The sequence below is a fragment of the Pseudomonas sp. B8(2017) genome (genome assembly GCF_002113575.1).
Lineage (GTDB): Bacteria > Pseudomonadota > Gammaproteobacteria > Pseudomonadales > Pseudomonadaceae > Aquipseudomonas > Aquipseudomonas putida_Z.
Genome location: NZ_NEIO01000002.1, coordinates 486,559 through 513,017, shown reverse-complemented (window position 1 = coordinate 513,017; position 26,459 = coordinate 486,559). Strand labels below are relative to the sequence as shown.

Below are 26,459 nucleotides of genomic sequence, written 5' to 3'. Positions count from 1 at the left end.
GCGACACATGGCGCGCACTGGCCATTTTGCCAGGCTGCGGCAAAAAGCCGTGATAAATCACGCCAGTTTGTCCGGGCCCGACTGTCAGCAGCTTGACTGCTTCGGCTATGATAGGCCCTTTGATTCAATCGGCCTACCCAGGCCGGACACGTGCATTCAAGGATCCTATGAGCAAGCCCACTGCCGACAACGCGCCCAACGCCGCTGCCAAAGGCGCCCCCGCTGTCCCTGCGAACTTCCTGCGGCCGATCATCCAGGCCGACCTGGACTCGGGCAAGCACAGCAGCATCGTCACCCGTTTCCCGCCGGAGCCCAATGGCTACCTGCACATCGGTCACGCCAAGTCGATCTGCGTCAACTTCGGCCTGGCCAAGGAATTCGGGGGCGTCTGCCACCTGCGTTTCGACGATACCAACCCGGCCAAGGAAGACCAGGAGTACATCGACGCCATCCAGAGCGATGTCAAGTGGCTGGGCTTCGACTGGGCCGGCGACGTGCGCTACGCCTCCGACTACTTCGACCAGCTGCATGATTGGGCGGTCGAGCTGATCAAGCGTGGCAAGGCCTACGTCTGCGACCTTACCCCAGAGCAGGCCAAGGAATACCGTGGCAACCTCAAGGAGCCGGGCAAGAACAGCCCGTTCCGCGAGCGCAGCGTTGACGAGAACCTCGACCTGTTCGCCCGCATGAAGGCCGGCGAGTTCAAGGATGGCGAGCGCGTGCTGCGGGCCAAGATCGACATGGCCTCGCCGAACATGAACCTGCGCGACCCGATCCTGTACCGTATCCGCCATGCCCACCACCACCAGACCGGTGACAAGTGGTGCATCTACCCGAACTACGACTTCACCCACGGCCAGTCGGACGCCATCGAGGGCATCACCCACTCGATCTGCACCCTGGAGTTCGAAGGGCATCGTCCGCTGTACGACTGGTTCCTCGACAACCTGCCGGTGCCGGCACACCCGCGCCAGTACGAGTTCAGCCGCCTGAACCTGAACTACACCATCACTTCCAAGCGCAAGCTCAAGCAGCTGGTGGACGAAAAGCACGTCGAAGCCTGGGACGACCCACGCATGTCGACCCTGTCCGGCTTCCGTCGCCGTGGCTACACCCCGGCCTCGATCCGCAACTTCTGCGAAATGATCGGCACCAACCGTTCCGACGGTGTGGTCGACATGTCGATGCTCGAGTTCAGCATCCGTGACGACCTGGACCGCACCGCACCGCGCGCCATGTGCGTGCTGCGCCCGCTGAAGGTGGTCATCACCAACTACCCCGAAGGCCAGGTCGAGCAGCTCGAACTGCCGCGCCACCCGAAGGAAGACATGGGCGTGCGCGTGCTGCCGTTCTCCCGTGAACTGTACATCGACCGCGACGACTTCATGGAAGAGCCGCCGAAGGGCTACAAGCGCCTGGAACCGGCCGGTGAAGTGCGCCTGCGCGGCAGCTACGTGATCCGCGCCGACGAGGCGATCAAGGATGCCGACGGCAACATCGTCGAGCTGCGCTGCTCGTACGACCCGGACACCCTGGGCAAGAACCCGGAAGGCCGCAAGGTCAAGGGCGTGATCCACTGGGTGCCGGCCGAGGGCAGCGTCGAGTGCGAAGTGCGCCTGTACGACCGCCTGTTCCGCTCGCCGAACCCGGAAAAGACCGAGGAGGGCGGCAGCTTCCTGGACAACATCAACCCAGGCTCGCTGCAAGTGCTCAGCGGCTGCCGTGCCGAGCCGTCGCTGGCCCAGGCGCAGCCCGAGGACCGCTTCCAGTTCGAACGCGAAGGTTACTTCTGCGCCGACCTGAAAGACAGCCAGCCGGGCCGCCCGGTGTTCAACCGCACTGTCACCCTGCGTGACTCCTGGGGCAGCTGAGGAACCGCCGTGCTTACCATCTACAACACGCTGAGCAAAGCGAAGGAAACCTTCAAGCCGCTGGATGGCAACAAGGTGCGCATGTACGTGTGCGGCATGACCGTATACGACTACTGCCACCTGGGCCATGGCCGCAGCATGGTGGCCTTCGACCTGGTCACCCGCTGGCTGCGCAAGAGCGGCTACGAGCTGACCTATGTGCGCAACATCACCGACATCGATGACAAGATCATCAACCGGGCCAACGAGAACGGCGAAAGCTTCGACGCCCTGACCGCCCGCATGATCGACGCGATGCACGAAGACGAGCGCCGCCTGAACATCCTGCCGCCGGACCAGGAGCCGCGTGCCACCGACCATATCGCCGGCATGCACGCGATGATCCAGACCCTGATCGACAAGGGTTATGCCTACGCACCGGGCAATGGCGACGTGTACTACCGCGTCGGCAAGTTCGTTGGTTACGGCAAGCTGTCGCGCAAGAAGATCGAAGACCTGCGCATCGGTGCCCGTATCGAGGTCGACGAAGCCAAGCAGGACCCGTTGGACTTCGTGCTGTGGAAGGGCGTCAAGCCGGGCGAGCCGAGCTGGGAATCGCCATGGGGCCCGGGGCGTCCGGGCTGGCACATCGAGTGCTCGGTGATGTCCACCTGCTGCCTGGGTGAAAGCTTCGACATTCACGGCGGCGGCAGCGACCTGGAGTTCCCGCACCACGAGAACGAGATTGCCCAGAGCGAGGCGGCCACCGGCAAGCAGTACGCCAACGCCTGGATGCACTGCGGCATGATCCGGATCAATGGCGAGAAGATGTCCAAGTCGTTGAACAACTTCTTCACCATCCGCGACGTGCTCGAGAAGTACCACCCTGAAGTGGTGCGTTATCTGCTGGTGGCCAGCCACTACCGCAGCGCGATCAACTACTCGGAAGACAGCCTGCGCGATGCCAAGGGCGCACTGGAACGCTTCTACCACGCCTTGCGCGGCTTGCCACGGGTGGCGGCCAAGGGTGGCGAAGAGTTTGTCGAGCGCTTCAGCGTGGCCATGAACGACGACTTCGGCACCCCCGAAGCCTGCGCCGTGCTGTTCGACCTGGTGCGCGAGATCAACCGCCTGCGCGACAGCGACCTGGAGGCCGCTGCCGGCCTGGCCGGTCGCCTGCGCGAGCTGGGTGATGTGCTGGGTGTGCTGCAGCTGGAAGCCGATGACTTCCTGCGTGCCGGTGCCGAAGGCAAGGTGGATGCCGCTGAGGTCGAGGGCTTGATCCAGGCGCGCCTGCAGGCGCGTGCGGACAAGAACTGGGCCGAGTCCGACCGCATTCGCGACCAGTTGACCGCCATGGGTGTGGTGCTGGAAGACAGCAAGGGTGGGACTACCTGGCGTCTGGCTGACTGATCGATGTCATCGGGGCTGCTGCGCAGCCCATCGCCGGCAAGCCAGCTCCCACAGGAACCGCGCAATACTGAAGAACTGCGCACTCCCTGTGGGAGCTGGCTTGCCGGCGATGGGCCGCATAGCGGCCCCAGCTTCTATTTGGCTAGCCCGGCGAGCGGGCAGTGCAGTACCAGCCTCGCTCCACCCAGCTCGCTTTCCCCCACCTCCAGCCCGAACCCATGCAGGTCGACGATCGCCGCAACGATCGACAACCCCAGCCCGAACCCCGCATGGCGGTGGCCTTCATCGCTACGGTAGAAGCGCTTCAGCACTGCCGCCCGTTCCTCTTCCGGAATACCCGGCCCGCTGTCCTCGATGGCCAGGCGCAGGCCCTTGTCGTCCTGGGTCGCAGTAATCCGCACCAGCCCACCCTCGGGCGTGAACTTGATGCCGTTGCCCACCAGGTTGGCCAGTGCCTCGAACAGCAGTTCGCGGTCACCGTGCAATGCCGGCAGTTCGGCTGGCTGCTGCAGTTCCAGGCGGATGCCGACGTCTTCGGCCAGCGGCAGGTAGAAGTCGTGCAACTCCACCAGCAGTTCGTGCGGGTCAAGCTGGACGAAACCGGCCCGCCGCTGGCGGTCTTCCAGTTCGCTGATACGCAACAAACCGCGAAAGCGCGCCATCAGGGTGTCGGTTTCGCCGATGGCCTGGTCCAGTGCCTCGGCTTGGGTGGAGTCGACGTCACTTTGCTGGCGAATGCGGTACAGCTGGGCGCGCAGGCGCGTTAGCGGGGTGCGCAGGTCGTGGGCGATGTTGTCGCACACGCCCTTGACCTCGTGCATCAGCCGCTCGATGCGGTCGAGCATGGCGTTGACGATGGCCGCCAGCATGTCCAGCTCGTCACGCCGGGCCGACAGCGGCAGGCGGTGGGTAAGGTCACCGGCGACGATCAGTTCGGCCTGGGCCTGGATGGCGCGAATGCGCTTGAGCGGGCGGCGCCTTAGCAGGTACCAGCCGGCAAAGCCCGGGATCAGGGTCAGCGAGATCCCCCAGAGCAGGGCATGCAGGATGATCCGGGTGACCACGAACAGCGAGCCGTTGTCGCGCACCAGCACCAGCCAGCGGCCATCCTGCACCTTGATCGCCACCGCGTCGCAGCTGTCACGCGGCATGTGTGGGTCGTCGGCGTCCAGGCAGCGCTTGAGTTCGTGAACCTTGCCGTCCAGCCCCAGCTCTGGCGGGATGGCGCGAATGCGCCCGCCGATCGGGTTGAGCTGGTTGTCGAACAGGCCGTAGGCGTCGAAGCTGCGCTCTTCGAAGGCCTGGCTGGCGACCAGGGCGTCGTCCAGCTGTTTGCCGCTCATGTGCGCGAACAGGTGCTGGCGCTGCAGCATCGAATGGCGGGTGAGTTTGTTCAGGTAGCTGGACACCTCGAAGTACAGCACCCCCATGAGGATGCTGCTCCAGGCCACGAACAGAAAGCTGTACAGCGCCAGCAGGCGGCTGGTCGAGGAGCTCCAGCCCTTAGACGGGTTCAGCAATGGCATAGCCGGAGCCCCGTACCGTACGGATCAGCGGCGATTGGCCGGGTGAGTCGATTTTCTTGCGCAGGCGGCCGATGTGCACATCGATCAAGTTGGTGCCCGGGTCGAAGTGGTAGCCCCAGACTTCCTCGAAAATCATCATCCGCGTGATCACCTGGCCGCTATGGCGCATCAGGTACTCCAGCAGCTTGTACTCGGTGGGCAGCAGGTTGAGGGTCTGTTCGCCACGGCGGGCTTCGTGGCTGATCAGGTCCAGTTGCAGGTCGGCGACCTGCAGGCGGGTCTGGGTCATGGGCACGCTGTTGCGGCGCAGCAGCACTTCGACCCGCGCGGCCATCTCGTCGGAGGCGAACGGTTTGGTCAGGTAGTCGTCACCCCCGGCACGCAGGCCGCGTACCCGCTCGTCGACGTCGGAGAGGGCGCTGATCATCAGGATCGGCGTGGCGATCTTGAGGCTGCGCAGGGTGGTGACGATGGTCAGGCCATCGACCTCGGGCAGCATGCGGTCCAGGGTAATCAGGTCGTAGCCGCCGGCAATGGCCTTGGCCAGGCCTTCACGGCCATTGTCGGCCCAATCCACCTCAAGGCCGTGGCTGGTAAGTTCGGCGACGATTTCCTGGCCGGTGACGGCGTCGTCTTCGATGGTCAGTACGCGAGGCATGCTGGTTCCCGGGCATCTAATGGAGACTTGATTGTGCCAAAGAATAGCCAAACGGCGATTTAAGAAAAATTCATCTGGCGCGTTTTGCCTGCACTGGCCCTATCGCCGGCAAGCCAGCTCCCACAGAGACCCCACAGGCCCCGAAGGCAGCGCAGTACCTGTGGGAGCTGGCTTGCCGGCGATAGGGCCCTGAAAGGTACAAAGCAACCCCCTAGCGTGCGCCGATACCCTCGGCATGCATGATCTGCGCAATGATCGGCACCGGAGTCATCAGGTGCGAACGCATCATGGCGCTTGCGCGCTTGGCGTCCCGGGCCAGAATCACCTCGACCAATGCCGCATGCTCCTGGCGCTTGAGCTCCAGGGCCTGTTCGGAAAACACCGTCTGGGTCAGCCACAGATGCCGGTAGCGCTCGGCCTGATCGAACAGATAGGTGCGCGCCTGCAGCAGGTGCTTGGAGCCGCAGCCCGAGGCAATGGCCGTGTGGAACGCCTTGTGCCGTTCGTCCCATACATCCAGGCGTTGCTCGCGGGTCTTCACTTCCACCACCTTGGCCAGGGTATGCGAATGGGCCAGTACCGACGCCTCCCAGGCGTCGTCGCCACGTTCGATGGCCAGGGTGATGATCATCGCCTCCAGGTTGGCGCGGGCATCGTAGATGTCGTTCATCTCGTCCAGCGACATGGGCGCCACACGGTAGCCCTTCTGGCTGATCGCGTTGACCAGATGCTCGGCCACCAGCTGCGACAGTGCTTCGCGCAGCGGGCCCACGCCCAGGTCGTAGCGTTCCTTCAGGGTGCTCATCAGCAGCTTTTCTCCGGGCTTGAACACGCCGCGGATGATGTCCTTCTTGAGCCTCTCATACCCGCTGAATGCTGAGTTTTGTCGGGGGGCGAGCGCTTCCAAGGTCCTGTTCCTCAAACGGTTTTGTCGATCATACCGAAAGCGTTCGCTGGCGAAAAACAATGGACAAACACGTGTTTTGTCTGTGAAAAATAAAAATGTAGACATTTTGCGTTTATGGCGATAATTTTAGCTCGCCCGCACTGATCCAGGTCATGACCGGACGGCGCCACTCACTTTCTCTGCCAGGACACTGCCATGAACGCTTTTACGCAGATCGACGAACTTGTGATGCCACTGCCGCTCGAACCGCGTGGTTTCACCATCGCCCCCTCGAAACAGTCGCCGCGCCTGCTTGAGCTCACCTTTGCCCGCGAAACGGTCGAAGCGTTCGTCCAGGCTGTTGCCCAGTGGCCGGTGCAGGCGCTGGAGTACAAGTCGTTCCTGCGCTTCCGGGTTGGCGAGATCCTCGACGAGCTGTGCCAGGGCACCCTGCGGCCGGTACTGCTCAATACCATCCTCAACCGCGCCAGCGGCGGCATGCTGATCACCCCGGTCGGCCTGGATGACGTGAGCCAGGCCGAGGACATGGTCAAGTTCACCACCGCCTGCGCACACCTGATCGGCCGCTCCAACTACGACGCCATGAGCGGCCAGTTCTATGCCCGCTTCGTGGTGGTCAACACCGACAACTCCGACAGCTACCTGCGCCAGCCGCACCGGGTCATGGAGCTGCACAACGACGGCACCTTCGTCAACCAGATCACCGACTACGTGCTGATGCTGAAGATCGACGAAAAGAACATGGAAGGCGGCAACTCGCTGCTGCTGCACCTGGACGACTGGGAACAGTGCGACGAATTCTTCCGCCACCCGCTGGCCCGTCGCGAGATGCGCTGGACCGCACCGCCGAGCAAGAAGGTGTCCGAGGATGTATTCCACTCGGTATTCGACACCGATGCCGAAGGCCGCCCGACCATGCGCTACATCGACCAGTTCGTGCAGCCGGAAAACTACGAGGAGGGCATCTGGCTGAACGCCCTGTCCGAATCGCTGGAAGGCAGCGAGAAGAAGCTTTCGGTACCGGTTGGCGTGGGTAGCTTCCTGCTGATCAACAACCTGTTCTGGCTGCATGGCCGCGACCGCTTCACGCCGCACGAAGGCCTGCGCCGCGAACTGATGCGCCAGCGCGGCTACGTGGCCTTCCCCAAACCGCTGTACCAGCGCGGGCAATAATGACAGGGCGCGGGGCGGGCGCCCGCCCACGCGTCTTTGCACAAAACGATGCCACCAGGGCCCGCGCGGGCCTTGGTGAGCCAGTCAGGCAATGCCTGCGTGTGAGGTAAGGCTGTGTACGATTTCATCATCATTGGCGGTGGCATTGTGGGCATGTCCACGGCCATGCACCTGATCAAGGTCTACCCGGATGCAAAGATTCTCCTGCTGGAGAAAGAGTCCGGCCCGGCCCGCCACCAGACCGGCCACAACAGCGGCGTGATCCACGCCGGCGTGTATTACACCCCCGGCAGCCTCAAGGCGCGCTTCTGCCTGGAAGGCAACAAGGCCACCAAGGCTTTCTGCACCCAGCACGGTATCCGCTTCGATGAATGCGGCAAGCTGCTGGTGGCTACCAACGACCTGGAAATGCAGCGCATGAAGGCGCTGTGGGAGCGCACCGCGGCCAATGGTCTGGAGCGCTACTGGCTGTCGGCGGCCGAACTGCGCGAGCGCGAGCCCAATATCGTTGGCATGGGCGGCATCTTCGTGCCCTCCAGTGGCATCGTCAATTACGCCGAAGTGACTGCTGCCATGGGCGCCGAGTTCCAGCGCGCCGGCGGTGAAATCCGCTATGGCGCCGAGGTGGTCGGCCTGCAGGAGCTGGCCAGCGAAGTGGTCGTGCGCACGCAGGGTGACGAATTGCGCAGCCGTTTCCTGGTGACTTGCTCGGGCCTGATGGCCGACCGAGTGGTGAGCATGCTGGGCCTGCGTACCGAATTCGTCATTTGCCCGTTCCGTGGCGAGTACTACCTGCTGCCCAAGCAGCACAACCAGATCGTCAACCACCTGATCTACCCGATTCCCGACCCGTCCATGCCGTTCCTGGGCGTGCACCTGACACGCATGATCGACGGCACCGTCACCGTTGGCCCCAACGCCGTGCTGGCGATGAAGCGCGAGGGCTACCGCAAGCGCGATATCAGCCCCGGCGACCTGTTCCAGACCTTGACCACCCCCGGCATCCTCAAGGTGCTGGCGAAGAACTTCCGCCCTGGCCTGATCGAGATGAAGAACTCGCTGTTCAAGGGTGGCTACCTCAAGCAGGTCCAGAAGTACTGCCCGAGCATCACCAAGGCCGACCTCACGCCTTACCCGGCCGGCGTGCGTGCCCAGGCCGTGTCGCGTGACGGCAAGCTGATCGACGACTTCCTGTTCGTCAACACCGCTCGCAGCGTCAACGTGTGCAATGCACCGTCGCCGGCCGCCACCTCCGCCATCCCGATCGGCGCCTACATCGTCGACAAGGTATGCGAGCAGGTCGGCCGCCAGGGCGGCAGTTTCCCCAAGGCCGATCTGGCGCCCCGTCAGCGGGCTGCCGGCTGACCTACCCGTAATACGTTCTGCGGTTTCGTTTTACTCAACCCGTACTGCCCTACTCACCACCTGGGGCAGGGCGGGCTTTTTCGCGCCTGCGTCGGTGACGTGCAAGCCGGCGGCCCCTGCGTGGGCATGACAAAAACAACAAGGTAGCGCCATGCAAACCCACAAGAACAATTTGAGTCATGGATTGAAATCCCGGCATGTCACCATGCTGTCCATTGCCGGCGTGATCGGTGCCGGCCTGTTCGTCGGCTCCGGCCGTGCGATTGCCGAAGCAGGGCCAGCCACCATCCTGGCCTATATCCTGGCCGGCGCGCTGGTGGTGCTGGTGATGCGCATGCTGGCCGAAATGGCCGTTGCCTCGCCGGACACCGGTTCGTTCTCTACCTATGCCGACCTCGCCATCGGCAAGTGGGCCGGCTACACCATCGGCTGGCTGTACTGGTGGTTCTGGGTACTGATCATCCCCATCGAGGCCAATATCGCCGCCACCATCATCAATTCCTGGGTCCCGCAGCTGGAGATCTGGGTCTTGTCGTTGGTGATTACTCTATTGCTGACTGCCACCAACCTGTTCAGCGTGAAGAACTACGGTGAGTTCGAGTTCTGGCTGGCGTTGGTGAAGGTGGTGGCCATCGTCAGTTTCATCGCGCTGGGGGTGTGCGCCATCTTCGGCCTGCTGCCAGGCTCTGGTGTCAGCGGCGTGTCGCGCCTGTGGGATAGCGGCGGCTTCATGCCCAACGGTTTTGGTGCGGTGCTCAGCGCCATGCTGATTACCATGTTCTCGTTCCTCGGTGCCGAGGTGGTGACCATCGCCGCGGCCGAATCCGACGAAGCGGGCAAGCATATTTCCAAGGCCACCAACTCGGTGATCTGGCGAATCACCCTGTTCTATATCCTGTCGATCTTCATCGTCATCGCGCTGGTGCCGTGGACCGACCCGCGCCTGGCCACCGAAGGTTCCTATGTCACGGTACTGGACACCCTGGGCGTGCCGAATGCCAAGGCCATCATCGACTTCGTGGTGCTTACGTCGGTGACCAGCTGCCTCAACTCGTCGCTGTATACCGCGTCGCGCATGGTCTACTCGCTGAGCCGCCGCGGTGATGCGCCGGCCTGTGCCCAGGTGACCAGCCGCAGCGGCACCCCCGTGATAGCTGTGCTGCTGTCCACTGGCGCAGCTTTCCTGGCAGTGATCGCCAACTACCTGGTACCGGCCAAGGTGTTCGGCTTCCTCATGGCAAGCTCCGGCGCCATTGCCTTGCTGGTGTACCTGGTGATCGCCGTTTCCCAGCTGCGCCTGCGCCAGCGCCTGACCGCACAGGGCAAGACACTGGGCTACCGCATGTGGCTGTTCCCGTGGCTGACGTGGGGCGTGATCCTGTTCATCAGTGGCGTGCTGGTGCTGATGCTGTTCCGCCCGGACCACCGCCTGGAAGTGGTATCGACCATGGTGCTGGCGGTGCTGGTGGTGTGTTCGGGCCTTCTGGTCACACGGCGTCGGGCGCGCGAGGTGGTGGTTGGCCGCGTAGGGCAGGGCGCCTGAGCCGTTCGGCCTGAAGACAGACGAGCAAGTCGCATCAGGCTGTGAGAGGATGTCCGTCATCACAGCCAGGACCCCGAACGCAGCCTGATGAAGACACCCAAAAGAATCGAACCCCTGATCGAAGATGGCCTGGTCGACGAAGTACTGCGGCCGTTGATGAGTGGCAAGGAAGCCGCCGTGTATGTGGTGCGCTGTGGCAGCCAGGTGCGCTGCGCCAAGGTTTATAAAGAAGCCAACAAGCGCAGTTTCCGCCAGGCTGCCGAGTACCAGGAGGGCCGCAAGGTTCGCAACAGCCGTCAGGCCCGGGCGATGGCCAAGGGCAGCAAGTACGGCCGCAAGGAAGCCGAAGACGCCTGGCAGAACGCCGAAGTGGCGGCGCTGTTCCGCCTGGCCGGCGCTGGCGTGAGGGTTCCCAAACCCTACGATTTCCAGGACGGCGTGCTGTTGATGGAGCTGGTGACCGATGCCGACGGTGACGCGGCCCCGCGCCTGAACGACGTGCACCTCGAGGCCGAGGATGCCCGGGCGTTCCATGCCTTCGTCATTCGCCAGATCGTGCTGATGCTGTGTGCCGGGCTGGTGCATGGCGACCTGTCGGAGTTCAACGTGCTGCTTGGCCCGGACGGGCCGGTGATCATCGACCTGCCGCAGGCGGTGGATGCAGCGGCCAACAACCATGCCTTCAGCATGCTGCAGCGCGATGTGGCCAACATGGCCCATTATTTCGGGCGCTTTGCGCCGGAGCTGAAAAGCACCCGGTATGCGCAGGAAATGTGGGCCTTGTACGAGGCGGGCGAACTGCGCCCGGACAGCCCGCTGACGGGGCTGTTCGAGGATGACGAGCATGCGGCTGACGTGGCCGGGGTGATGCGCGAGATCGATGCGGCCCGGCTGGATGATGCGCGCCGGCGCGCCGCGCGGGCCGAGGCTGAGCATGGGGCGGCCAGGGCAGAGGAGCCTGCGCCGCCCTGGCTGCAGTAATGTGTTGCCTGTGCCGGCCTCTTCGCGGGCACGCCCGCTCCCACAGGATTCGCGCAGTACTTGTGGGAGCGGGCATGCCCGCGAAGAGGCCGGCACAGGAAAAATGCAGCCATTGCCTTTGACGCAAGACAATATCTCGTCATCTGGCCTTTTCACTGGCGCGTGACAGGCATAAGGTATACGCCGTTCAAATTCCCTGGAGCTGTCATGTCCAACCAATTCCCGTCCGTTCGTCCACGCCGCCTGCGCCAGAACGAGTCCCTGCGCACGATCTTCCAGGAAACCGAGTTCCGCCTTGAAGACCTGATCCTGCCGATCTTCGTCGAAGAGGGCATCGATGACTTCGTGCCGATCACCAGCATGCCGGGCGTCAACCGCATCCCCGAGAAGCTGCTGGCCCAGGAAATCGAGCGCTATGCCCGCGCCGGTATCAAGTCGGTGATGACCTTTGGCGTTTCGCACAACCTGGACGCCGTCGGCAGCGACACCTGGAACGAAAACGGCCTGGTCGCGCGCATGTCGCGCATCTGCAAGGACACCGTGCCGGAAATGGTGGTGATGTCCGACACCTGCTTCTGCGAATACACCAGCCACGGCCACTGCGGCGTGCTGCACGACCACGGCGTGGACAACGACGCCACCCTGGCCAACCTGGGCAAGCAGGCGGTCATCGCCGCTGCTGCCGGTGCCGACTTCATTGCCCCGTCGGCGGCGATGGACGGCCAGGTCCAGGCCATCCGCAGCGCGCTGGATGGTGCCGGCTTCCACGACACCGCGATCATGGCCTATTCCACCAAGTTCGCCTCGTCGCTGTATGGCCCGTTCCGTGAAGCCGGTGGTACCGCGCTGAAGGGCGACCGCAAGAGCTACCAGATGAACCCGATGAACCGCCGCGAAGCCGTGCGTGAGTCGCTGCTCGACGAGCAGGAAGGGGCGGATGTGCTGATGGTCAAGCCGGCCGGTGCCTACCTCGACGTGATCGCCGATATCCGTGCCGCCTCGCGCCTGCCGCTGGCGGCGTACCAGGTGAGCGGCGAGTACGCGATGATCAAGTTCGGCGGCCTGGCTGGCGCCATCGACGAAGGCCGGGTGGTGCGTGAAAGCATTGGCGCGATCAAGCGTGCCGGTGCCGACCTGATCCTCACCTACTTCGCCATGGACCTGGCCCGCGAAGGCATCTGACCGCGAGCCGTTGCCCATGCAAGCCGCTGCCATCGCAGCGGCTTTTCTTTGCCTGCGCCGCAACCGGTGAGGAAAAGCACAAAAAAACCGTAAGCGCTGAATTATTTAGTGTCCCGTTGTATCTCATCCCTTAGAGCATTCATCGACAGGGATACGGACATGAAACCTCGCAAGAAAAGCCTCCAGCCAATCGGCCTGAAGGACATCACCATTGTCGACGACGCCAAGATGCGCAAGGCAATCACCGCGGCAGCCCTGGGCAATGCCATGGAGTGGTTCGACTTCGGCGTCTACGGCTTCGTCGCCTACGCCCTGGGCAAGGTTTTCTTCCCCAATGCCGACCCGAGCGTGCAGATGATCGCGGCGTTGGCCACGTTCTCGGTGCCGTTTCTGATCAGGCCTCTGGGCGGGCTGTTCTTCGGTGCCTTGGGTGACCGCTTCGGGCGGCAGAAAATTCTCGCTGCGACCATCGTGATCATGTCGCTCAGCACCTTCGCCATCGGCCTGATACCGTCCTATGCCAGCATCGGTATCTGGGCGCCGATCCTGCTGCTGCTGGCCAAGATGGCCCAGGGCTTCTCGGTGGGGGGCGAGTACACCGGTGCGTCGATCTTCGTCGCCGAATATGCCCCAGACCGAAAACGGGGGTTTCTCGGCAGTTGGCTGGACTTCGGCTCGATTGCCGGGTTCGTGTTGGGTGCCGGTGTGGTGGTGTTGATTTCTACGGTGCTGGGTGAGGACAAGTTCCTCGAATGGGGTTGGCGCCTACCGTTCTTCCTCGCCTTGCCGCTGGGCATCATCGGCCTGTACCTGCGCCATGCGCTTGAGGAGACGCCAGCCTTCCAGCAGCACGTCGACAAGCTGGAAAAAGGCGACCGCGAAGGCCTGGCGACCGGGCCCAAGGTGTCGTTCAGGGAAGTGGCCACCCAACACTGGCGCAGCCTCGTGACCTGCATTGGCGTGGTGATCGCCACCAACGTCACCTACTACATGCTGCTCACGTACATGCCCAGCTACCTGTCGCACAACCTGCACTACAGCGAAGACCATGGCGTGCTGATCATCATCGCGATCATGGTCGGCATGCTGTTCGTGCAGCCGATGATCGGGCTACTCAGCGACAAGTTCGGCCGTCGACCGTTTATCATCGTCGGCAGCGTCGGCCTGTTTGCGCTGGCCATTCCGGCATTCATGCTCATCAACAGCGGCGTACTGGGGGTGATCTTTGCCGGGCTGCTGATCATTGCCGTGATGCTGAACTTCTTCATCGGCGTGATGGCCTCGACGCTACCGGCAATGTTCCCCACGCACATCCGCTACAGCGCCCTCGCCAGCGCCTTCAATATCTCGGTGCTGATCGCCGGCCTCACCCCGACCATCGCCGCCTGGCTGGTGGAAAGTACTGGCAACCTGTACATGCCGGCCTATTACCTGATGGTGATCGCCGCCGTGGGGCTGGTCACCGGCCTGACCATGAAGGAAACCGCCAACAAACCGCTGCGCGGCGCGGCACCGGCAGCATCGGATATCGAGGAAGCGCGTGAGCTGCTGCAGGAGCACCACGACAACATCGAGCAAAGGATCGAGGACATCGATGCGCAGATTGCCGAACTGGAGGCCAAGCGCAAGTTGCTGGTGCAGCAGCACCCGCGCATCGAGTGATCAGTGTGGCATGTAGCCACGCTGCCAGGTCCGTGGAATGAACCGCGACACCAGGGCCAGCACGCAGGCCAGCGCACAGCTGCCGGTCAGTGCCTGCAGGCCCAGGTGGTGCTCCAGCCAGGCACCCAGCGAGGCGCCCAGCAGCATGCCGGCCCAAGGCACCAGTTGCACCCGCCAGCCATCGCGCCGCTCGCCCAGCAGCCAGCGCCCCAGCCCACGACCGAAGCGTGACAGAGCGCCGGTGACGTAGGTCAGGCCGATGGGCAGGCCGTTCACCTGCTCGACCACGGCATTGATCATGCCCATGGCCAGTGTGGCAGCGAGCAGCGCTGGAAAGGTGGCTGCCAAGGGCCATGCGGCTGCAAAGCCCAGCAGGGCGGCGACTACCAGCAGCACCGGCCACGCCCGACGGCGGAAAGCGCGCGCCAGTAGCACGCCCAGGGCGTTGCCGACGACGAAGCCCAGCACAGCAGCACTCAGGCGCAGCACCAGGGCCAGGTCCGTATCGCTGATGGCGACGGCCAGGCGCGTGGTGTTGCCACTCATGAACGATACGAAGTCGCCCAGCGCCAGCAGGCCGATGGCATCGGTCATGCCGGCCAGTACGGACAGGCCGGCGACCAGGCCGAGGCCCACGCGACCACGCAGCATCTGCAGGCGCAGCCGCTTGGCTGTGCGCGCGGGGAGGGTGTTGGGCAGCATCCTCGGGAACTCAGCGAGGCATTTCGCGGGCCAGGGTGCTCTTGATGGTGCGCTCCACTACATCGACCAGCACCATTGTCTGGTGGTCCACTTCGATGTTGAGCAGCTCGCCGGCCTTGTAGCTGGGGAAGGTGGTCTGGCGCAGGGTTTCCGGGATCAGGTTGATGGTGATCACATTGTCCTCGACATCGGCTACGGTCAGGCTGCAGCCGTTGACCCCGATGAAGCCGCGCGGGAACACGTACTTGCCCCATTCCGGTGGCATACGGAACCTGATGAAGGCGCCGGTTTCCTTGATCGACAGCTCGACGATTTCTGCGGTGGTGGCGATGTGGCCGGCCATCAGGTGGCCGCCGACTTCGGCGTTCATCTTCGCCGAGCGTTCGATGTTGACGCCCTGGCCGGCCTTGAAGTTGCGCAGGTTGGTGCGATCGAGGGTGGCGGTCATGGCGTCGAACCTGACCTGGGTGCCGTGTATTTCGGTGACCGACAGGCAGGTGCCTTCGACACTGACGCTGGCGCCGATCTTCAGCTCGTCGAGCAGCTCGGGGGTGAGGTCGATGGTGAACTGGTTGTGACCCGGGTAGGTGGTCACATCAAGCAGAGGGCGGACGGCCTGGACGATGCCGGTGTACATGGAGTTGCTCCTGGGCACGGAAAAGAAAACTTCCGAACGCTATGCCCGTGGAGCGGTAAAAGCAAGCCGGCCATTTGTCTGGACACTTGAAACCCACAGGTATGGCGCACTCCTTCAGCTGGTGGGTCCACCCTGTGGGAGCGGGCATGCCCGCGAAGCAGGCGACGCGGTGGATGGCACCGGCTGCGCCGGTGTTCGCGGGTGAACCCGCTCCCACAGGTACGGCGCATTCCTTCAGTTGGTTGGGGCCCTGTGGGAGCGGGTTTACCCGCGAAGCAAGCGACGCGGTGGATGGCACCGGCTACGCCGGTGTTCGCGGGCGCGCCCGCTCCCACAGGTATCGCGTGGCTACCGTTCTGAGCTTCACCGGCGAAGGCAATGGGGCAAATGCAATTCAGACATGGCCGCTGCTGTTGACGATCCGCAGGCACAGCGCCTCATACGGGTCCAGGTTCACCATCAGGCGCCCATCCTCGGTCAAATCCCCTTCGACCGTTTCATTGATCATGTCCACCACCGGCCCCGGCGTGAACCCGGTCAGTTGCAGCTCCTCGGCAATCACTTCCTGGCCAAAGTTCAGCGCAGTGATCTGGATGCCACGCCCGGCCGGCAGTTCATGCACCATTACCAGCAAGCCGGGGCTGCTGACTTCAGGCACCAGCACCTGGCGGCTGGTGGCGATGCCATAGGCCTGGCGCACCGCCAGCAGCTTCTTCACCTTGCAGGCAAACGAATCGCCATTTTCCAGCTGGCTGTCCAGGCTGCCATACAGCGCCCGGGCACGGGGCATGCCACGCACCGACGTCTGGGCCTGCGGCTCCAGCCCGGCCAGGTCGTAGCCGCCGCGGTGAATCCAGCGGGTATCGCCATCCAGCATCCGCTGCGCGACCGCTTCGGCGGGCAAGGGCAGGGCGCCCACCAGGTCCCAGCCGGACAGCGCCACCACCCCCGGCTGCATGGCGTTGTACATGACCAGCAGCAGGTGCACCTTCTGGATCAGCTCGATTTCTGCAACCCCGATCTGCCCGAGGTCGCGGATGCCCAGTGCGGCAGCGATCAGGCTGGCCGTGGTGCAGGCTATGCCATTGGTGACGAAGCGCAGGTTGTACGGCGCATGCTCGCCCGACAGCCGTTCGTAGATCTCTTCGCGGATGTGCTCGCGCAGGATGCCGCCGGGCAAGGTCTGGCCTTTGTACAGGTACATGTCGTGGGCATGCAGGGTCCAGAAATGCACCAGCTCCACGGTCAGCTCGTCATGGTTCTGCAGGGCATGGATCAGCGAGGCCGGGTCGATGTCGAAGGCATGCATCTCCTTGAGCATCAGGCGCAGGAACTCGGTGTCACCGGTCAGCAGCGCATGCTGGTAGGCCGGCCGGGTAATGAAATCGTAGGACAGGTCGGCACCGCCCCTGGACATCTGTGCGATGTCGTCGAGGGTCAGGTTCAGTTCCTGGAAGCTGAAACCGCCGGCCTTGCGGATCATGCCGCCGATCAGCTGGTTGCCGACGATCGACAGCGGGTGGCTTTCCGACCAGGCAGTGCCGCTGGCGCGGGTCTCCACACCGAGAAAACCGTTGGCATCCAGGCGCAGGCCGCGTGCACCCAGGCAGTCCAGGGCGTGCAGGGCATCGCCAATGATCATCTGCTGGGCGGCGAAGGTCGGGTCCAGCCAGTTCAGCGATGGCTGGCCTTCCTTGAAGTAGTGCAGGTACACCCAGCGCCGGGTCTTGCCATCTACACCGGTCACCGGCGGCGTGGCGCTCCAGTCGGTTTCCTTGACACCTGGTTCGAAGAAGATCACCCGTTGCAGCTGGCCGACGATGTAATGGCGGGCCTTGAGCTCGTCGCACTGGGCCGGCAGCAGGTTGACCGCGTCGCGCCCGGCAGGCACTTCGGGCAGCAGCGGCCAGTCTTCCTCGCGGATTTCGACCATGTGGTACAGCCCCGGATAGGGGCCGTGGGCCAGCTCGGCCAGGCGGAAGTCGGCGCCCTTGCCCGTGTGCGAGGGGATCAGGTCGTCGATGGTCACGGCGTTGTGCGCGGCGGCCATGCGGCTCATCTGGATCAGCTCCTGTTCGCTCCCGTACAGCGGGTCGATGTCGAAACTGATGCGGTCGAAGTTGCCGTCCACGCTGGGGGTGAGTTCACGGCCACGAATGCCGCCGGACAACTTGATCGGGCCGGTGTGCAGGCCCTGGATGCCGATCTCCGACAAGCGCTTCCACAGCGCTTCGTGGGCCAGGGCAGCGAGCACCGAACAGCCTTCGGGGGCGATGATGGCGTCGGGGTAGACGGTCAGCCAGACCGAAGCGATTTCAGTGGCGCGGCGGGGCTGGGCTTCGGCGTAGGGCTGCTGCCACAGGCGGGACTGGCCCGAGTACAGGTGGGTGCGTTGCTGGGAGGCCCTGAGCATGGCGCGGTCTTCGAGCCATTTGACGTATGACGGGTCGGGTTGGGTCATTTCGCGTCCTCTTTGCGTGTCGGCAGCGGCTCAGGTTATGACGGCTGTGGCGGCTGATCGTTCGGCTTGAGTATGGTTTGGCTGCTTCGCGGGCGCGCCCGCTCCCACAGGATCTCCACACACGTTGAGAACAGTGCACTACCTGTGGGACCGGGCATGCCCGCGAAGAAATCCCCACTGATCAAGGTTTGCGAATACGCAACTACCGTGTGGGCTTGCTGATCTGTTTGCCAGCCTGGGAGGCGACTTCCAGGGCTTGGCCATCCCGTTGCTTGCCTTGCCGAGCCAGGCCTTCGAGCTGCGGAATCAGCATGCCCTCCGGCAAATGTCGCCAGAACCGCCCGGGCATGTGCAGGCGCAAGGCGTCGGGGTTGAGGCGGGCAGGGTTGAAGGTATGGCGATAGTAGGTGCGCCACAATTCGGCGCCAGGGTCTTCGGCGTTGCGGGCCCACTGGCGCCAGGGCTCGGGGCACTGGCGCTGGTAGTCGAATGCCTGGCCGTCGAAGCGTATGCCGTCGTGCGCCGTGGCAATCATCCAGCGCAAACGCCCCAGGCGGTCGGCGAAATGCGCACTGGCGCTTTCCAGAATGTCATGCGCCGGCTCGTGATAGGCCACCAGGTCGAGTTGCAGCTGTTCAGCCAATACTTCGGGTAGTGGCACGAAGCGTACAAACGCATGCAGGTGGTGCGCTTCGCGATTGACCTGCTTGATCCGTCTTTGCAGCTCGCTGCCCAGTCGGTCACCCGCCAGCATTGCAGTGCGGTCGCCATGGGCCACCCGCCAAAGTACCTCGTAAAGCAGGTTCCAGCGGTGCTCGCCACGGTAGCGGGCGGCCTGTTCCAGCTGGCTCAACAGCGCCGCTGGCACCTTGGCGCGAAAAGGACCGGAGCCTTCCGGCAGCGCTGTCGGTACGGCCAGCAAATCAGCCACCGGCCCTTGCGCCCAGGTCACCTCCGAGGGGTCGATGCCATGCCCCAACAACGCCCGGGCCTGGTCACGCCAGGTGGCGAACAGGCCGTCGCAGTCGAGCGCGATCATCCCCACAAGCCCATCTGCACCGGCGCCTGCGGCTCACGCAAGCGCGCCCTCAGCAGGCCGCTGCGCAGCTCGGCCTGGGCCGGGCGGTAGTCGCTGGTGACAATGAACGGCCGCGCCTTGTCCAGCACGCAGCGCAACTGGATCAGGTCATCGTAGCGAATGCGCCGTTCGCGTCGCAGGGCTACCAGGCGCTGCACGCTGCGCAGGCCGATGCCGGGGATGCGCGCCAGTAGCGCCGGCTCGGCACGGTTCACGTCCAGCGGGAACACTTCGCGGTTGGCCAGCGCCCAGGCCAGCTTGGGGTCGATGTCCAGTGCCAGGTTGCCGCTCTGGCCCAGCAGCTCGCCGGCCTTGTAGCCATAGCCACGTAGCAGGAAGTCAGCCTGGTACAGGCGGTGCTCGCGCAGCAGCGGTGGTGCGGCCAGGGGGACGCTGCCGGGGCTGTCAGGGATGGGGCTGAAGGCGGAGTAGTACACGCGCTTGAGGCCGTAGCCTTGGTACAGCGATTCGGCATTGCGCAGCAATGTGCTGTCGTCGGTGCTGTCGGCCCCGACGATCACCTGGGTGCTTTGCCCGGCCGGGGTAAAGCGCGGCGCCTTGGGTTCGTGGGCCACGGCTTGCTGGCCCTGGTGGATCACGCCCATGGCCTGGCGAATGGTGTGCGCCTGTTTCTCCGGTGCCAGGCGTTTCAGGCTGGCGTCGGTCGGCAGCTCGATGTTGACGCTGAGCCGGTCTGCCAGGCGCCCGGCCTCTTCGATCAGCAACGGGTCGGCATCGGGGATGGTCTTGAGGTGGATGTAGCCACGGAAGTCGTGCTCTTCGCGCAACAGCTTCGCCACGCGGATCAGCTGCTCCATGGTGTAGTCAGCAGACCGGATGATGCCGGAGCTGAGGAACAGGCCGCTGATGCAGTTGCGCCGGTAGAAGTCCAGGGTCAGCCGGACCACTTCCTCGGGGCTGAAGCGCGCGCGTGGCACGTTGCTGGAGCGGCGGTTGACGCAGTACTGGCAGTCGTAGAGGCAAAAGTTGGTCAGTAGCACCTTGAGCAGCGAGACGCAGCGCCCGTCGGGAGTGTAGCTGTGGCAGATGCCCATGCCATTGGTAGCACCCAGGCCATCAGCCCCGCGCGAGTTGCGCTTGGGTGCGCCACTGCTGGCACAGGATGCGTCGTACTTGGCAGCATCGGCAAGGATGCCGAGTTTGGCGATGAGTTGCATGGGGCTGACCTGTGATACTGAATATTCATACAGTATTTTGAGATGTGACGGATTGCAAGCGATTGTGCGCCGGCCATGCCCGACTACCTTGGCGGGCAGCCCGCTCCCACAGGGTTAGCGCGTAGCCTGAGCTCGGCGCCAAACCTTTGGGAGCAAGCGTGCCCGCGAAGTCCTGCAAAAACGTTGGCAGGCACTAAGGCGAGCCCGTCCAGGCGAAGTGGTAGACGTGGCTGGGGGCCGTGGCCTGGCACTGGCCGTTATCGGCATCGGCACCGACCACATACCACTCTGCGCGCGAGGTCTCGCCCAGCCTGCGTGCCTTGTCGGCACTGAAGCAGCGGCCCAGCTCCGAAGCCGGTACCAGGGCGAAGGCCGTGGGGTTGTGGCGCAGCCAGTAAGCGGCCGTGTCCGCCCTGGGCTGGCCGGTGAAACCGAAGTGCACGATGGGTTGCCGGGCAAACAGCCAATGCCCCTCGCGCCAGTTGACCAGCACCAACTCGGCGCCGCCGGTGGCCCGTGCGGCTTCACTCATCAATGTTTCATGCGGGTTGCGGCCTTCCTTCAGCGGCTCGACGAAGCCGCGTGCGAACCACAGCGCGAACCATGCCAGGGCCACGGCAGTGAACGCCTTGCGCCAGGCTGGCCGGCGCTGCAGCCAGCGCTTGAGCAGCCACGGCAGCAGTGGCGCGATGGCCAGCACGAGGCCCGGCAGCGCCGGGAAGATATACAGCTTGCGCTTGCCGCTGCTGAGGCTGAAAAACAACAGCACCAGCACCACCCAGCCGAGCAGCAGCAGAAAGCGCCCGTCGCGTTTTTGCAGTTGCCGGCGCCAGGCCGGTACCAGCCAGGGCAGGGCCAGCACCAGTGGCAGCCAGTATTTGGGGATGACCTTGACGAAGAAGTACCAGAACGGTTCGCGATGGTCCCAGGCATTGGCATAGCGGCTGGCGGTCTGGCGCAGGAGTATTTCCTTCAGGTAGGCCAGCTCCGCCGCGCCACCACCATGGGCAATCGAAACCAGCAGTGGCAGCAGCCACACCGCGCAACCGGCCAGCAGCCACGCCAGCCCCAGGCTCCAGCGCCAACCCTGGCCGGGCATGGCCACCACCCCGTGCCAGCGGTGGCGCACCGCCCAGGCATAGGGCAGCAATAGCAGCGCCGGGACAAAGCCCACGCCCTTGCTGATAATTCCCAGGCCCATCGCCGCGCAGGCCAGGTAGAACCAGCCCCAGGCCGGCCCGAGCAGCAAGTGGCGCAGCATGCCGTAGAAACCCAGTGCCACCCACAGGCACAGGAAGCTGTCGATCTGCCCGGTGCGCAGGATGCTGTAGCTCTGGTAGGTGGCCAGGAACAGCAAGGCGGCGATCACGCCGATGCGTCGGTTCCACAGGCGCCGCCCCAGGTCATGCAGCACCCAGGTAATGGTCGCCGCCGACAGCAGCCCAGGCAGGTACAGGGCAACCTTGGGCGAGCCGGTGAGGTGGCTGAACAGGGCCACGGTCCACATGAACAGCGGCGGCTTGTCGCCGTAGATTTCCGCCGCCCGGTGCGGGATGAACCAGTTGCCGCTCTGCAGCATTTCCAGGGCGACGCCGAGAAAGCGTTCTTCATCCACGTTCATCGGCTGGCGCCAGCCGATACCCGCGCCCACCAGCAACACCGCGAGGGCAATCAGGGCCAGGCGTTCGGCCCCGAGCGTGTTGAACCTTGGCAAGGGCTATTCCTTCTGTTCCTGGTGGCGAGCGATCAGCTGCAGGTTGCGCAGGTAGACCAGGAAGCCGAAGCTCTGGCCGATGATGAACACCGGGTCCTGGCGATAGATGGCGTAGGTCAGCAGCAGCGCGCTGCCGAGCATGCTCAGGTACCAGAAACCCACCGGGATCACGCTGCGGCGCTTGAACTCGCTGTACAGCCACTGCAACACGAAGCGCCCGGTAAATACGGCCTGGCCGGCGAAACCGATGACCAGCCACAGGGTTTCGCGGGTCATCCTTCGAACTCCTGGGGGCGCGTGTCCAGGCGGGTGCGCCGGATCAGCCACCAGACCCCGAACAGGTCGAGGATGCCGACCAGGGCGCGGTCCAGGTTGCCGTACTTGGACACCCCGGCCTGACGTGGCCGGTGGTTGACCGGGTGCACCAGCATGCGGCCGTTGTGGCGCAGGATCAGCGCCGGGATGAAGCGGTGCATGTGGTCGAAGTAGGGCAGGCGCAGGAAGGCCGCGCGTTCGATCAGTTTCAGCCCGCAGCCGGTGTCTGGCGTGGCGTCCTTGAGCAAGCGGCTGCGCAGGCCGTTGGCAAGCCGCGACGCCCAGCGTTTGCTGGCGCTGTCGCGGCGGTTGACCCGGTGCCCGGCCACCAGCTTGACGCCGCCGGCCAGGTCCTGGTTGGCGCGCACCAGGGCCAGCATGCCGGGGATGTCCGCCGGGTCGTTCTGGCCGTCACCGTCCAGGGTCGCCAGCCAGCGCCCGCGCGCCGCCTGGGCGGCATGCCACAGCGAGGTGCTCTGGCCCAGCGAGCGCTCGTGACGGAGGATGCGCAGTTGCGTGTAGCCCTGGCTTTTCAGTTGCAGCAGTACGCTCAGGGTGCGGTCGCTGCTGCCGTCATCGACCACCAGTACTTCATGGTCTTCGGCCGCCAGTGCGATGCGTATTTCCATCAAGAGTGACGGCAGGTTGTCGACCTCGTTCCTGGCGGGAATGAGCACCGAGAGGTCAAGTGGATCTGTCATGAGGCTACCTGTGATCTTGTTGTGATTGCGCGGCTCAGACCCGGTAGAAATCCCGGTACCAGCCAACGAAGGCGTTGACGCCGTGTTCCAGCGATGTGCCGGGGGTGTAGTCGATCCAGCGTGCCAGCGAGCCGACGTCGGCCCAGGTTTCCAGCACATCACCTGCTTGCAGCGGCAGGTAGTCGCGTCGGGCCTTGATGCCCAAGGCACGCTCCAGGCATTCGACGAAATGCAGCAGGCGTACCGGCTGGCCTCGGCCGATGTTGAACAGCTGGCAGGGCGGCTGCCCCTCGGCCGGCAGTGGCGGCTTCAGGCGCAGGCGCACAATGCTCTCGACGATGTCGTCGATGTAGGTGAAGTCGCGCCCCATCAGGCCGTTGTTGTAGACCTCGATCGGCCGGCCCTCGAGCATGGCGCGGGTGAATTTGAACGGCGCCATGTCGGGGCGGCCCCAGGGGCCGTATACGGTAAAGAAGCGCAGGCCGGTGGTCGGCAGCTGGTACAGGTGCGCGTAGCTGTGCGCCATCAGTTCATTGGCGCGCTTGCTGGCGGCATACAGCGACAACGGTTGCTCGACCGGGTCGTCGACGCTGAACGGCAGCTTGGCGTTGGCGCCGTACACCGAACTGCTGGAGGCGTAGATCAGGTGGCGGGGCGGCTGCTGGCGGCAGGCCTCGAGGATGTTGAGAAAGCCGACCAGGTTGGCCTGGCCATAGGCGCCGGGGTTGTCCAGCGAATAGCGCACCCCGGCCTGGGCCGCCAGGTGGATCACCTCACTGAACGCCTGGCCGGCGAACAGCTGTTGCAGTTCGCTCGGGTGGGCGATGTCGAGGGTGTGGAAGCGGAAATTGGCAAAGCCGAACAGCTGCTGCAGGCGCGCCAGCTTCAGTTGGACGCTGTAGTAGGCATTGAGGTTGTCGATGCCGACCACCTCGATGCCTGCTTCGCACAGGCGCCGCGAAACGTGGTAGCCGATGAAGCCGGCCACGCCGGTAATCAGTACGGGCATGCTGGCTGCACCTGGCCACGGCCGATGCCGTAGTAAGTCAGGCCGGCGGCGGCCATGTGTTCGGGTTCGAACAGGTTGCGCCCGTCGAACACCACCCGGTCGGCCAGCTGTTGCGGCACCTTGTCCAGGTTGAGCACGCGGTAATCCTGCCATTCGGTGACGATCACCAGGGCATCGGCGCCGCGCAGTGCATCGTCCTTGCATGGCACCAGTTGCAGGTCGGCGCGCGGGCCATAGTGCCGCTGGATTTCTTCCATGGCCTGCGGGTCATGGGCCTGCACCCGCGCGCCGGCGGCCCACAGCGCTTCCAGCAGGACCCGGCTGGAGGCCTCGCGGATATCATTGGTATTGGGCTTGAACGACAGCCCCCACAAGGCGAAGACCTTGCCCCGCAGGCCGCGTGGGTAGTGGCGCTGGATCTTGCTGAACAGCCGGCCCTTTTGCTGCTCGTTGACCGATTCCACCGCACGCAGCAGCTGCGGCTCGAAGCCTTCGGCCTCGGCGCTGCGGCGCAGGGCTTGCAGGTCCTTGGGGAAGCACGAGCCGCCAAAACCGCAGCCGGCATAGATGAAGTCGTAGCCGATGCGCGGGTCCGAGCCGATGCCACGGCGCACCATTTCGATGTCGGCGCCCAAGTGCTCGGCCAGGTTGGCGATTTCGTTGATGAACGAGATCTTGGTCGCCAGCATGCAGTTGGCCGCGTACTTGGTCAGCTCGGCGCTGCGCGCATCCATGACCATGAGCTTTTCGCGGTTGCGGCTGAACGGCAGGTACAGCTCGCGCAGCAACTCCACCTCGGCAGGTTCCGCGCCACCGATGATGATGCGCTCCGGGCGCATGCAGTCATCAACTGCCGAGCCTTCCTTGAGGAACTCGGGGTTGCTGACGACGTGGAAGCGGCTGGTATCGGCCACGGCCTGGGCGATGCGCGCCTTGATGCGGTGCACCGTGCCGACCGGCGCGGTGGATTTGTTGACGATCAGCTTGGGGCCGTCGGCATGTTCGAGGATGCTGTCGACTACGGCGAACACGTGCTTCAGGTCGGCGCTGCCATCGGCCTGTGGCGGGGTGCCGACGGCAATGAACTGCAACCTGGCGTAGTTGGCCGCTTCGCTGGCGTCGGTGGTGAAACGCAGGCGACCGCAGGCCAGGTTCTTCTCCAGCATCGGCGCAAGGCCGGGCTCGAAGATCGGGCAATGGCCTGCATTGAGGCTGGCGACCCGCTCGGCGTCGACATCCATGCACAACACCGAGTGCCCCACCTGGGCCAGGCACACTGCCTGGGTGAGGCCGACATAGCCGGTACCGAAAACCGTGACCTTCATTTGACAGCTCCTTGGCGAGAAAGCTGAAAAAAAATGTCACAACGTTGTTTAGATATTGTTACTTGCGCAGGCCGCTGCTTCCTGGGCGACGTTCCACAGCTGCTGGCGGAACCAGCGCCGCAACGGGTCGGCGTGGGTGCGTTCATGCCATATCTGCATCACCTCGATTGCGGGCAATGTCAGCGGCAGCGGGTACATGCGCAGGTCGTCATCACGCTCGGTGGCTTCGATGGCCAGCGAGCTCAGGCAGGTGAGCAGCAGGTCGGTGCCGCGCAGCAGGCGCGTGGGGGCCACGAAGCTCGACAGGCCAGCCACGACCCGTCGTTGCATGCCCTGGCTGCGCAAGGCGCGGTCGACCAGGCCATCGAGGTCGCCGGTGAGGGTGGTGAGCAGGTGGTCGCTGGCGAGGAAGGTATCCAGGCCCAGGCCGTTTTCCAGGCCGGAATGGCTGCGCGAGGCCAGCACTACCAAGTGTTCTCTGAGCAGGCGCTGTTGGTGGAAGGTTTCCGGCAGGTCGGTGTAGAAGCCGGCAACGGCCAGGTCACAGGTGCCTTTCTCCAGTTCTTCGCGAGGCAGCTGGCCGCGGGTGTTACAGGTGACCAGCGTGAGGTTCGGTGCCTGGCTGCGCAGGATCGGCAACAGCCTGGGCAACAGGGTCTGCTCGACAAAATCGGTGCTGTACAGGTGCAGGCGGGCAGGGCGGGCGAGGAAGTCCTGCCCTTCGCAGCGTTCATAGAAGCCCTCCAGGCCCACTACCAGGCGTTCTACCTCGGGCGCCAGTTCGTGGGCGCGTGGCGTCGGGGTCAGGCCCCTGGGCGCGCGGACGAACAGCGGGTCGCCAAACTGATGGCGCAGCTTGTTGAGCTTGTGGCTGAGCGCGGGCTGGCTCAGCGCCATGCGCTGGGCGGCGAGGGTGGCGTTGCGTTCCTGATACAGCACATGAAACAGGTACAGCAGGTTGAGGTCCTTGCTGGAGATATTCATTTTCTGGATCGCAGACATGAGAGCTTTCGAATTATCGAATCATAGCCTTGCCATTAGCATGAACGCATCCCGCCGATATGAGCGGACGGCTCTTT

The 26,459-nt window shown here is 64.2% G+C and carries 22 protein-coding genes; 8 read left to right on the top strand and 14 right to left on the bottom strand.

All coding sequences use genetic code 11. From position 1 onward, the window contains the following. Window positions 1–167 precede the first annotated feature (167 nt). Together CAG22_RS05760 and cysS are read left to right on the top strand one after the other, a co-directional pair. On the top strand, window positions 168–1,871 hold the full coding sequence (locus tag CAG22_RS05760) for a glutamine--tRNA ligase/YqeY domain fusion protein (protein WP_085704854.1): 1,704 nt from the start codon (window positions 168–170) through the stop codon (window positions 1,869–1,871). A 9-nt stretch (window positions 1,872–1,880) separates the two neighbouring features. Then, window positions 1,881–3,263 (top strand): cysteine--tRNA ligase, encoded by a 1,383-nt coding sequence (cysS, locus tag CAG22_RS05755; protein WP_025338944.1) that lies wholly within the window; start codon window positions 1,881–1,883, stop codon window positions 3,261–3,263. A 134-nt stretch (window positions 3,264–3,397) separates the two neighbouring features. On the opposite strand, the gene CAG22_RS05750 is transcribed toward cysS, so the two are convergent. From CAG22_RS05750 to csiR, 3 genes are all read right to left on the bottom strand, one after another. Next, the gene (locus CAG22_RS05750) at window positions 3,398–4,789 is read right to left on the bottom strand and encodes a HAMP domain-containing sensor histidine kinase (protein WP_085591211.1); all 1,392 of its coding nucleotides are present in this window, start codon (window positions 4,787–4,789) and stop codon (window positions 3,398–3,400) included. Further along, the gene (locus CAG22_RS05745) at window positions 4,767–5,447 is read right to left on the bottom strand and encodes a response regulator transcription factor (protein WP_025338946.1); all 681 of its coding nucleotides are present in this window, start codon (window positions 5,445–5,447) and stop codon (window positions 4,767–4,769) included. Before CAG22_RS05745 ends, CAG22_RS05750 begins: the two co-directional genes overlap by 23 nt. A 211-nt stretch (window positions 5,448–5,658) precedes the next feature. Beyond that, window positions 5,659–6,354 (bottom strand): DNA-binding transcriptional regulator CsiR, encoded by a 696-nt coding sequence (csiR, locus tag CAG22_RS05740; protein WP_015270630.1) that lies wholly within the window; start codon window positions 6,352–6,354, stop codon window positions 5,659–5,661. Window positions 6,355–6,549: 195 nt separating this feature from the next. On the opposite strand from csiR, the gene glaH reads away from it, so the two are divergent. The 6 genes from glaH (at window position 6,550) to proP (ending at window position 14,260) form a co-directional block, all read left to right on the top strand. After that, on the top strand, window positions 6,550–7,527 hold the full coding sequence (gene glaH, locus CAG22_RS05735) for a glutarate dioxygenase GlaH (protein ID WP_075045100.1): 978 nt from the start codon (window positions 6,550–6,552) through the stop codon (window positions 7,525–7,527). 114 nt (window positions 7,528–7,641) lie between these two features. Next, the gene (lhgO, locus tag CAG22_RS05730) at window positions 7,642–8,892 is read left to right on the top strand and encodes an L-2-hydroxyglutarate oxidase (RefSeq protein WP_085692688.1); all 1,251 of its coding nucleotides are present in this window, start codon (window positions 7,642–7,644) and stop codon (window positions 8,890–8,892) included. A gap of 151 nt (window positions 8,893–9,043) precedes the next feature. Continuing rightward, on the top strand, window positions 9,044–10,435 hold the full coding sequence (gene gabP, locus CAG22_RS05725) for a GABA permease (protein ID WP_085692689.1): 1,392 nt from the start codon (window positions 9,044–9,046) through the stop codon (window positions 10,433–10,435). A gap of 87 nt (window positions 10,436–10,522) precedes the next feature. Further along, entirely contained in the window at window positions 10,523–11,416 is an 894-nt protein-coding gene (locus CAG22_RS05720; RefSeq protein WP_025338950.1) for a PA4780 family RIO1-like protein kinase, read from the top strand. A gap of 207 nt (window positions 11,417–11,623) precedes the next feature. Beyond that, complete coding sequence (gene hemB / locus CAG22_RS05715; RefSeq protein ID WP_013972900.1) at window positions 11,624–12,598, top strand: porphobilinogen synthase; 975 nt, start codon at window positions 11,624–11,626, stop codon at window positions 12,596–12,598. A gap of 159 nt (window positions 12,599–12,757) precedes the next feature. Further along, window positions 12,758–14,260 (top strand): glycine betaine/L-proline transporter ProP, encoded by a 1,503-nt coding sequence (gene proP / locus CAG22_RS05710; protein WP_085591202.1) that lies wholly within the window; start codon window positions 12,758–12,760, stop codon window positions 14,258–14,260. Here proP and CAG22_RS05705 read toward each other — a convergent pair whose 3' ends face one another. From CAG22_RS05705 to CAG22_RS05650, 11 genes are all read right to left on the bottom strand, one after another. Then, window positions 14,261–14,962 (bottom strand): YoaK family protein, encoded by a 702-nt coding sequence (locus tag CAG22_RS05705; protein WP_085704852.1) that lies wholly within the window; start codon window positions 14,960–14,962, stop codon window positions 14,261–14,263. A 10-nt stretch (window positions 14,963–14,972) separates the two neighbouring features. Beyond that, on the bottom strand, window positions 14,973–15,599 hold the full coding sequence (locus CAG22_RS05700; protein ID WP_025338953.1) for a riboflavin synthase: 627 nt from the start codon (window positions 15,597–15,599) through the stop codon (window positions 14,973–14,975). Between the two features lie 394 nt (window positions 15,600–15,993). After that, window positions 15,994–18,060, bottom strand: a complete 2,067-nt coding sequence (treS, locus tag CAG22_RS05690; RefSeq protein WP_085704850.1) for a maltose alpha-D-glucosyltransferase — start codon at window positions 18,058–18,060, stop codon at window positions 15,994–15,996. Between the two features lie 202 nt (window positions 18,061–18,262). Beyond that, entirely contained in the window at window positions 18,263–19,105 is an 843-nt protein-coding gene (locus CAG22_RS05685) for a TIGR03915 family putative DNA repair protein (RefSeq protein ID WP_085704848.1), read from the bottom strand. Next, window positions 19,096–20,316: a putative DNA modification/repair radical SAM protein gene (locus tag CAG22_RS05680; protein WP_075045108.1), complete on the bottom strand. Its 1,221-nt coding sequence runs from the start codon at window positions 20,314–20,316 to the stop codon at window positions 19,096–19,098. The genes CAG22_RS05685 and CAG22_RS05680 overlap by 10 nt, the downstream gene beginning before the upstream one ends. Before the next feature lie 193 nt (window positions 20,317–20,509). Continuing rightward, on the bottom strand, window positions 20,510–22,030 hold the full coding sequence (locus CAG22_RS05675) for a glycosyltransferase family 39 protein (protein ID WP_085704846.1): 1,521 nt from the start codon (window positions 22,028–22,030) through the stop codon (window positions 20,510–20,512). 3 nt (window positions 22,031–22,033) lie between these two features. After that, window positions 22,034–22,306: a lipid-A-disaccharide synthase N-terminal domain-containing protein gene (locus CAG22_RS05670; protein WP_025338958.1), complete on the bottom strand. Its 273-nt coding sequence runs from the start codon at window positions 22,304–22,306 to the stop codon at window positions 22,034–22,036. Further along, complete coding sequence (locus tag CAG22_RS05665; RefSeq protein ID WP_075045110.1) at window positions 22,303–23,046, bottom strand: glycosyltransferase family 2 protein; 744 nt, start codon at window positions 23,044–23,046, stop codon at window positions 22,303–22,305. The genes CAG22_RS05670 and CAG22_RS05665 overlap by 4 nt, the downstream gene beginning before the upstream one ends. A gap of 34 nt (window positions 23,047–23,080) precedes the next feature. Beyond that, on the bottom strand, window positions 23,081–24,055 hold the full coding sequence (locus CAG22_RS05660; protein ID WP_085704844.1) for an NAD-dependent epimerase/dehydratase family protein: 975 nt from the start codon (window positions 24,053–24,055) through the stop codon (window positions 23,081–23,083). Continuing rightward, entirely contained in the window at window positions 24,043–25,380 is a 1,338-nt protein-coding gene (locus tag CAG22_RS05655) for a UDP-glucose/GDP-mannose dehydrogenase family protein (protein ID WP_085704842.1), read from the bottom strand. Before CAG22_RS05655 ends, CAG22_RS05660 begins: the two co-directional genes overlap by 13 nt. 48 nt (window positions 25,381–25,428) lie before the next feature. Continuing rightward, entirely contained in the window at window positions 25,429–26,364 is a 936-nt protein-coding gene (locus CAG22_RS05650) for a LysR substrate-binding domain-containing protein (RefSeq protein ID WP_085704933.1), read from the bottom strand. Window positions 26,365–26,459: the final 95 nt, after the last annotated feature.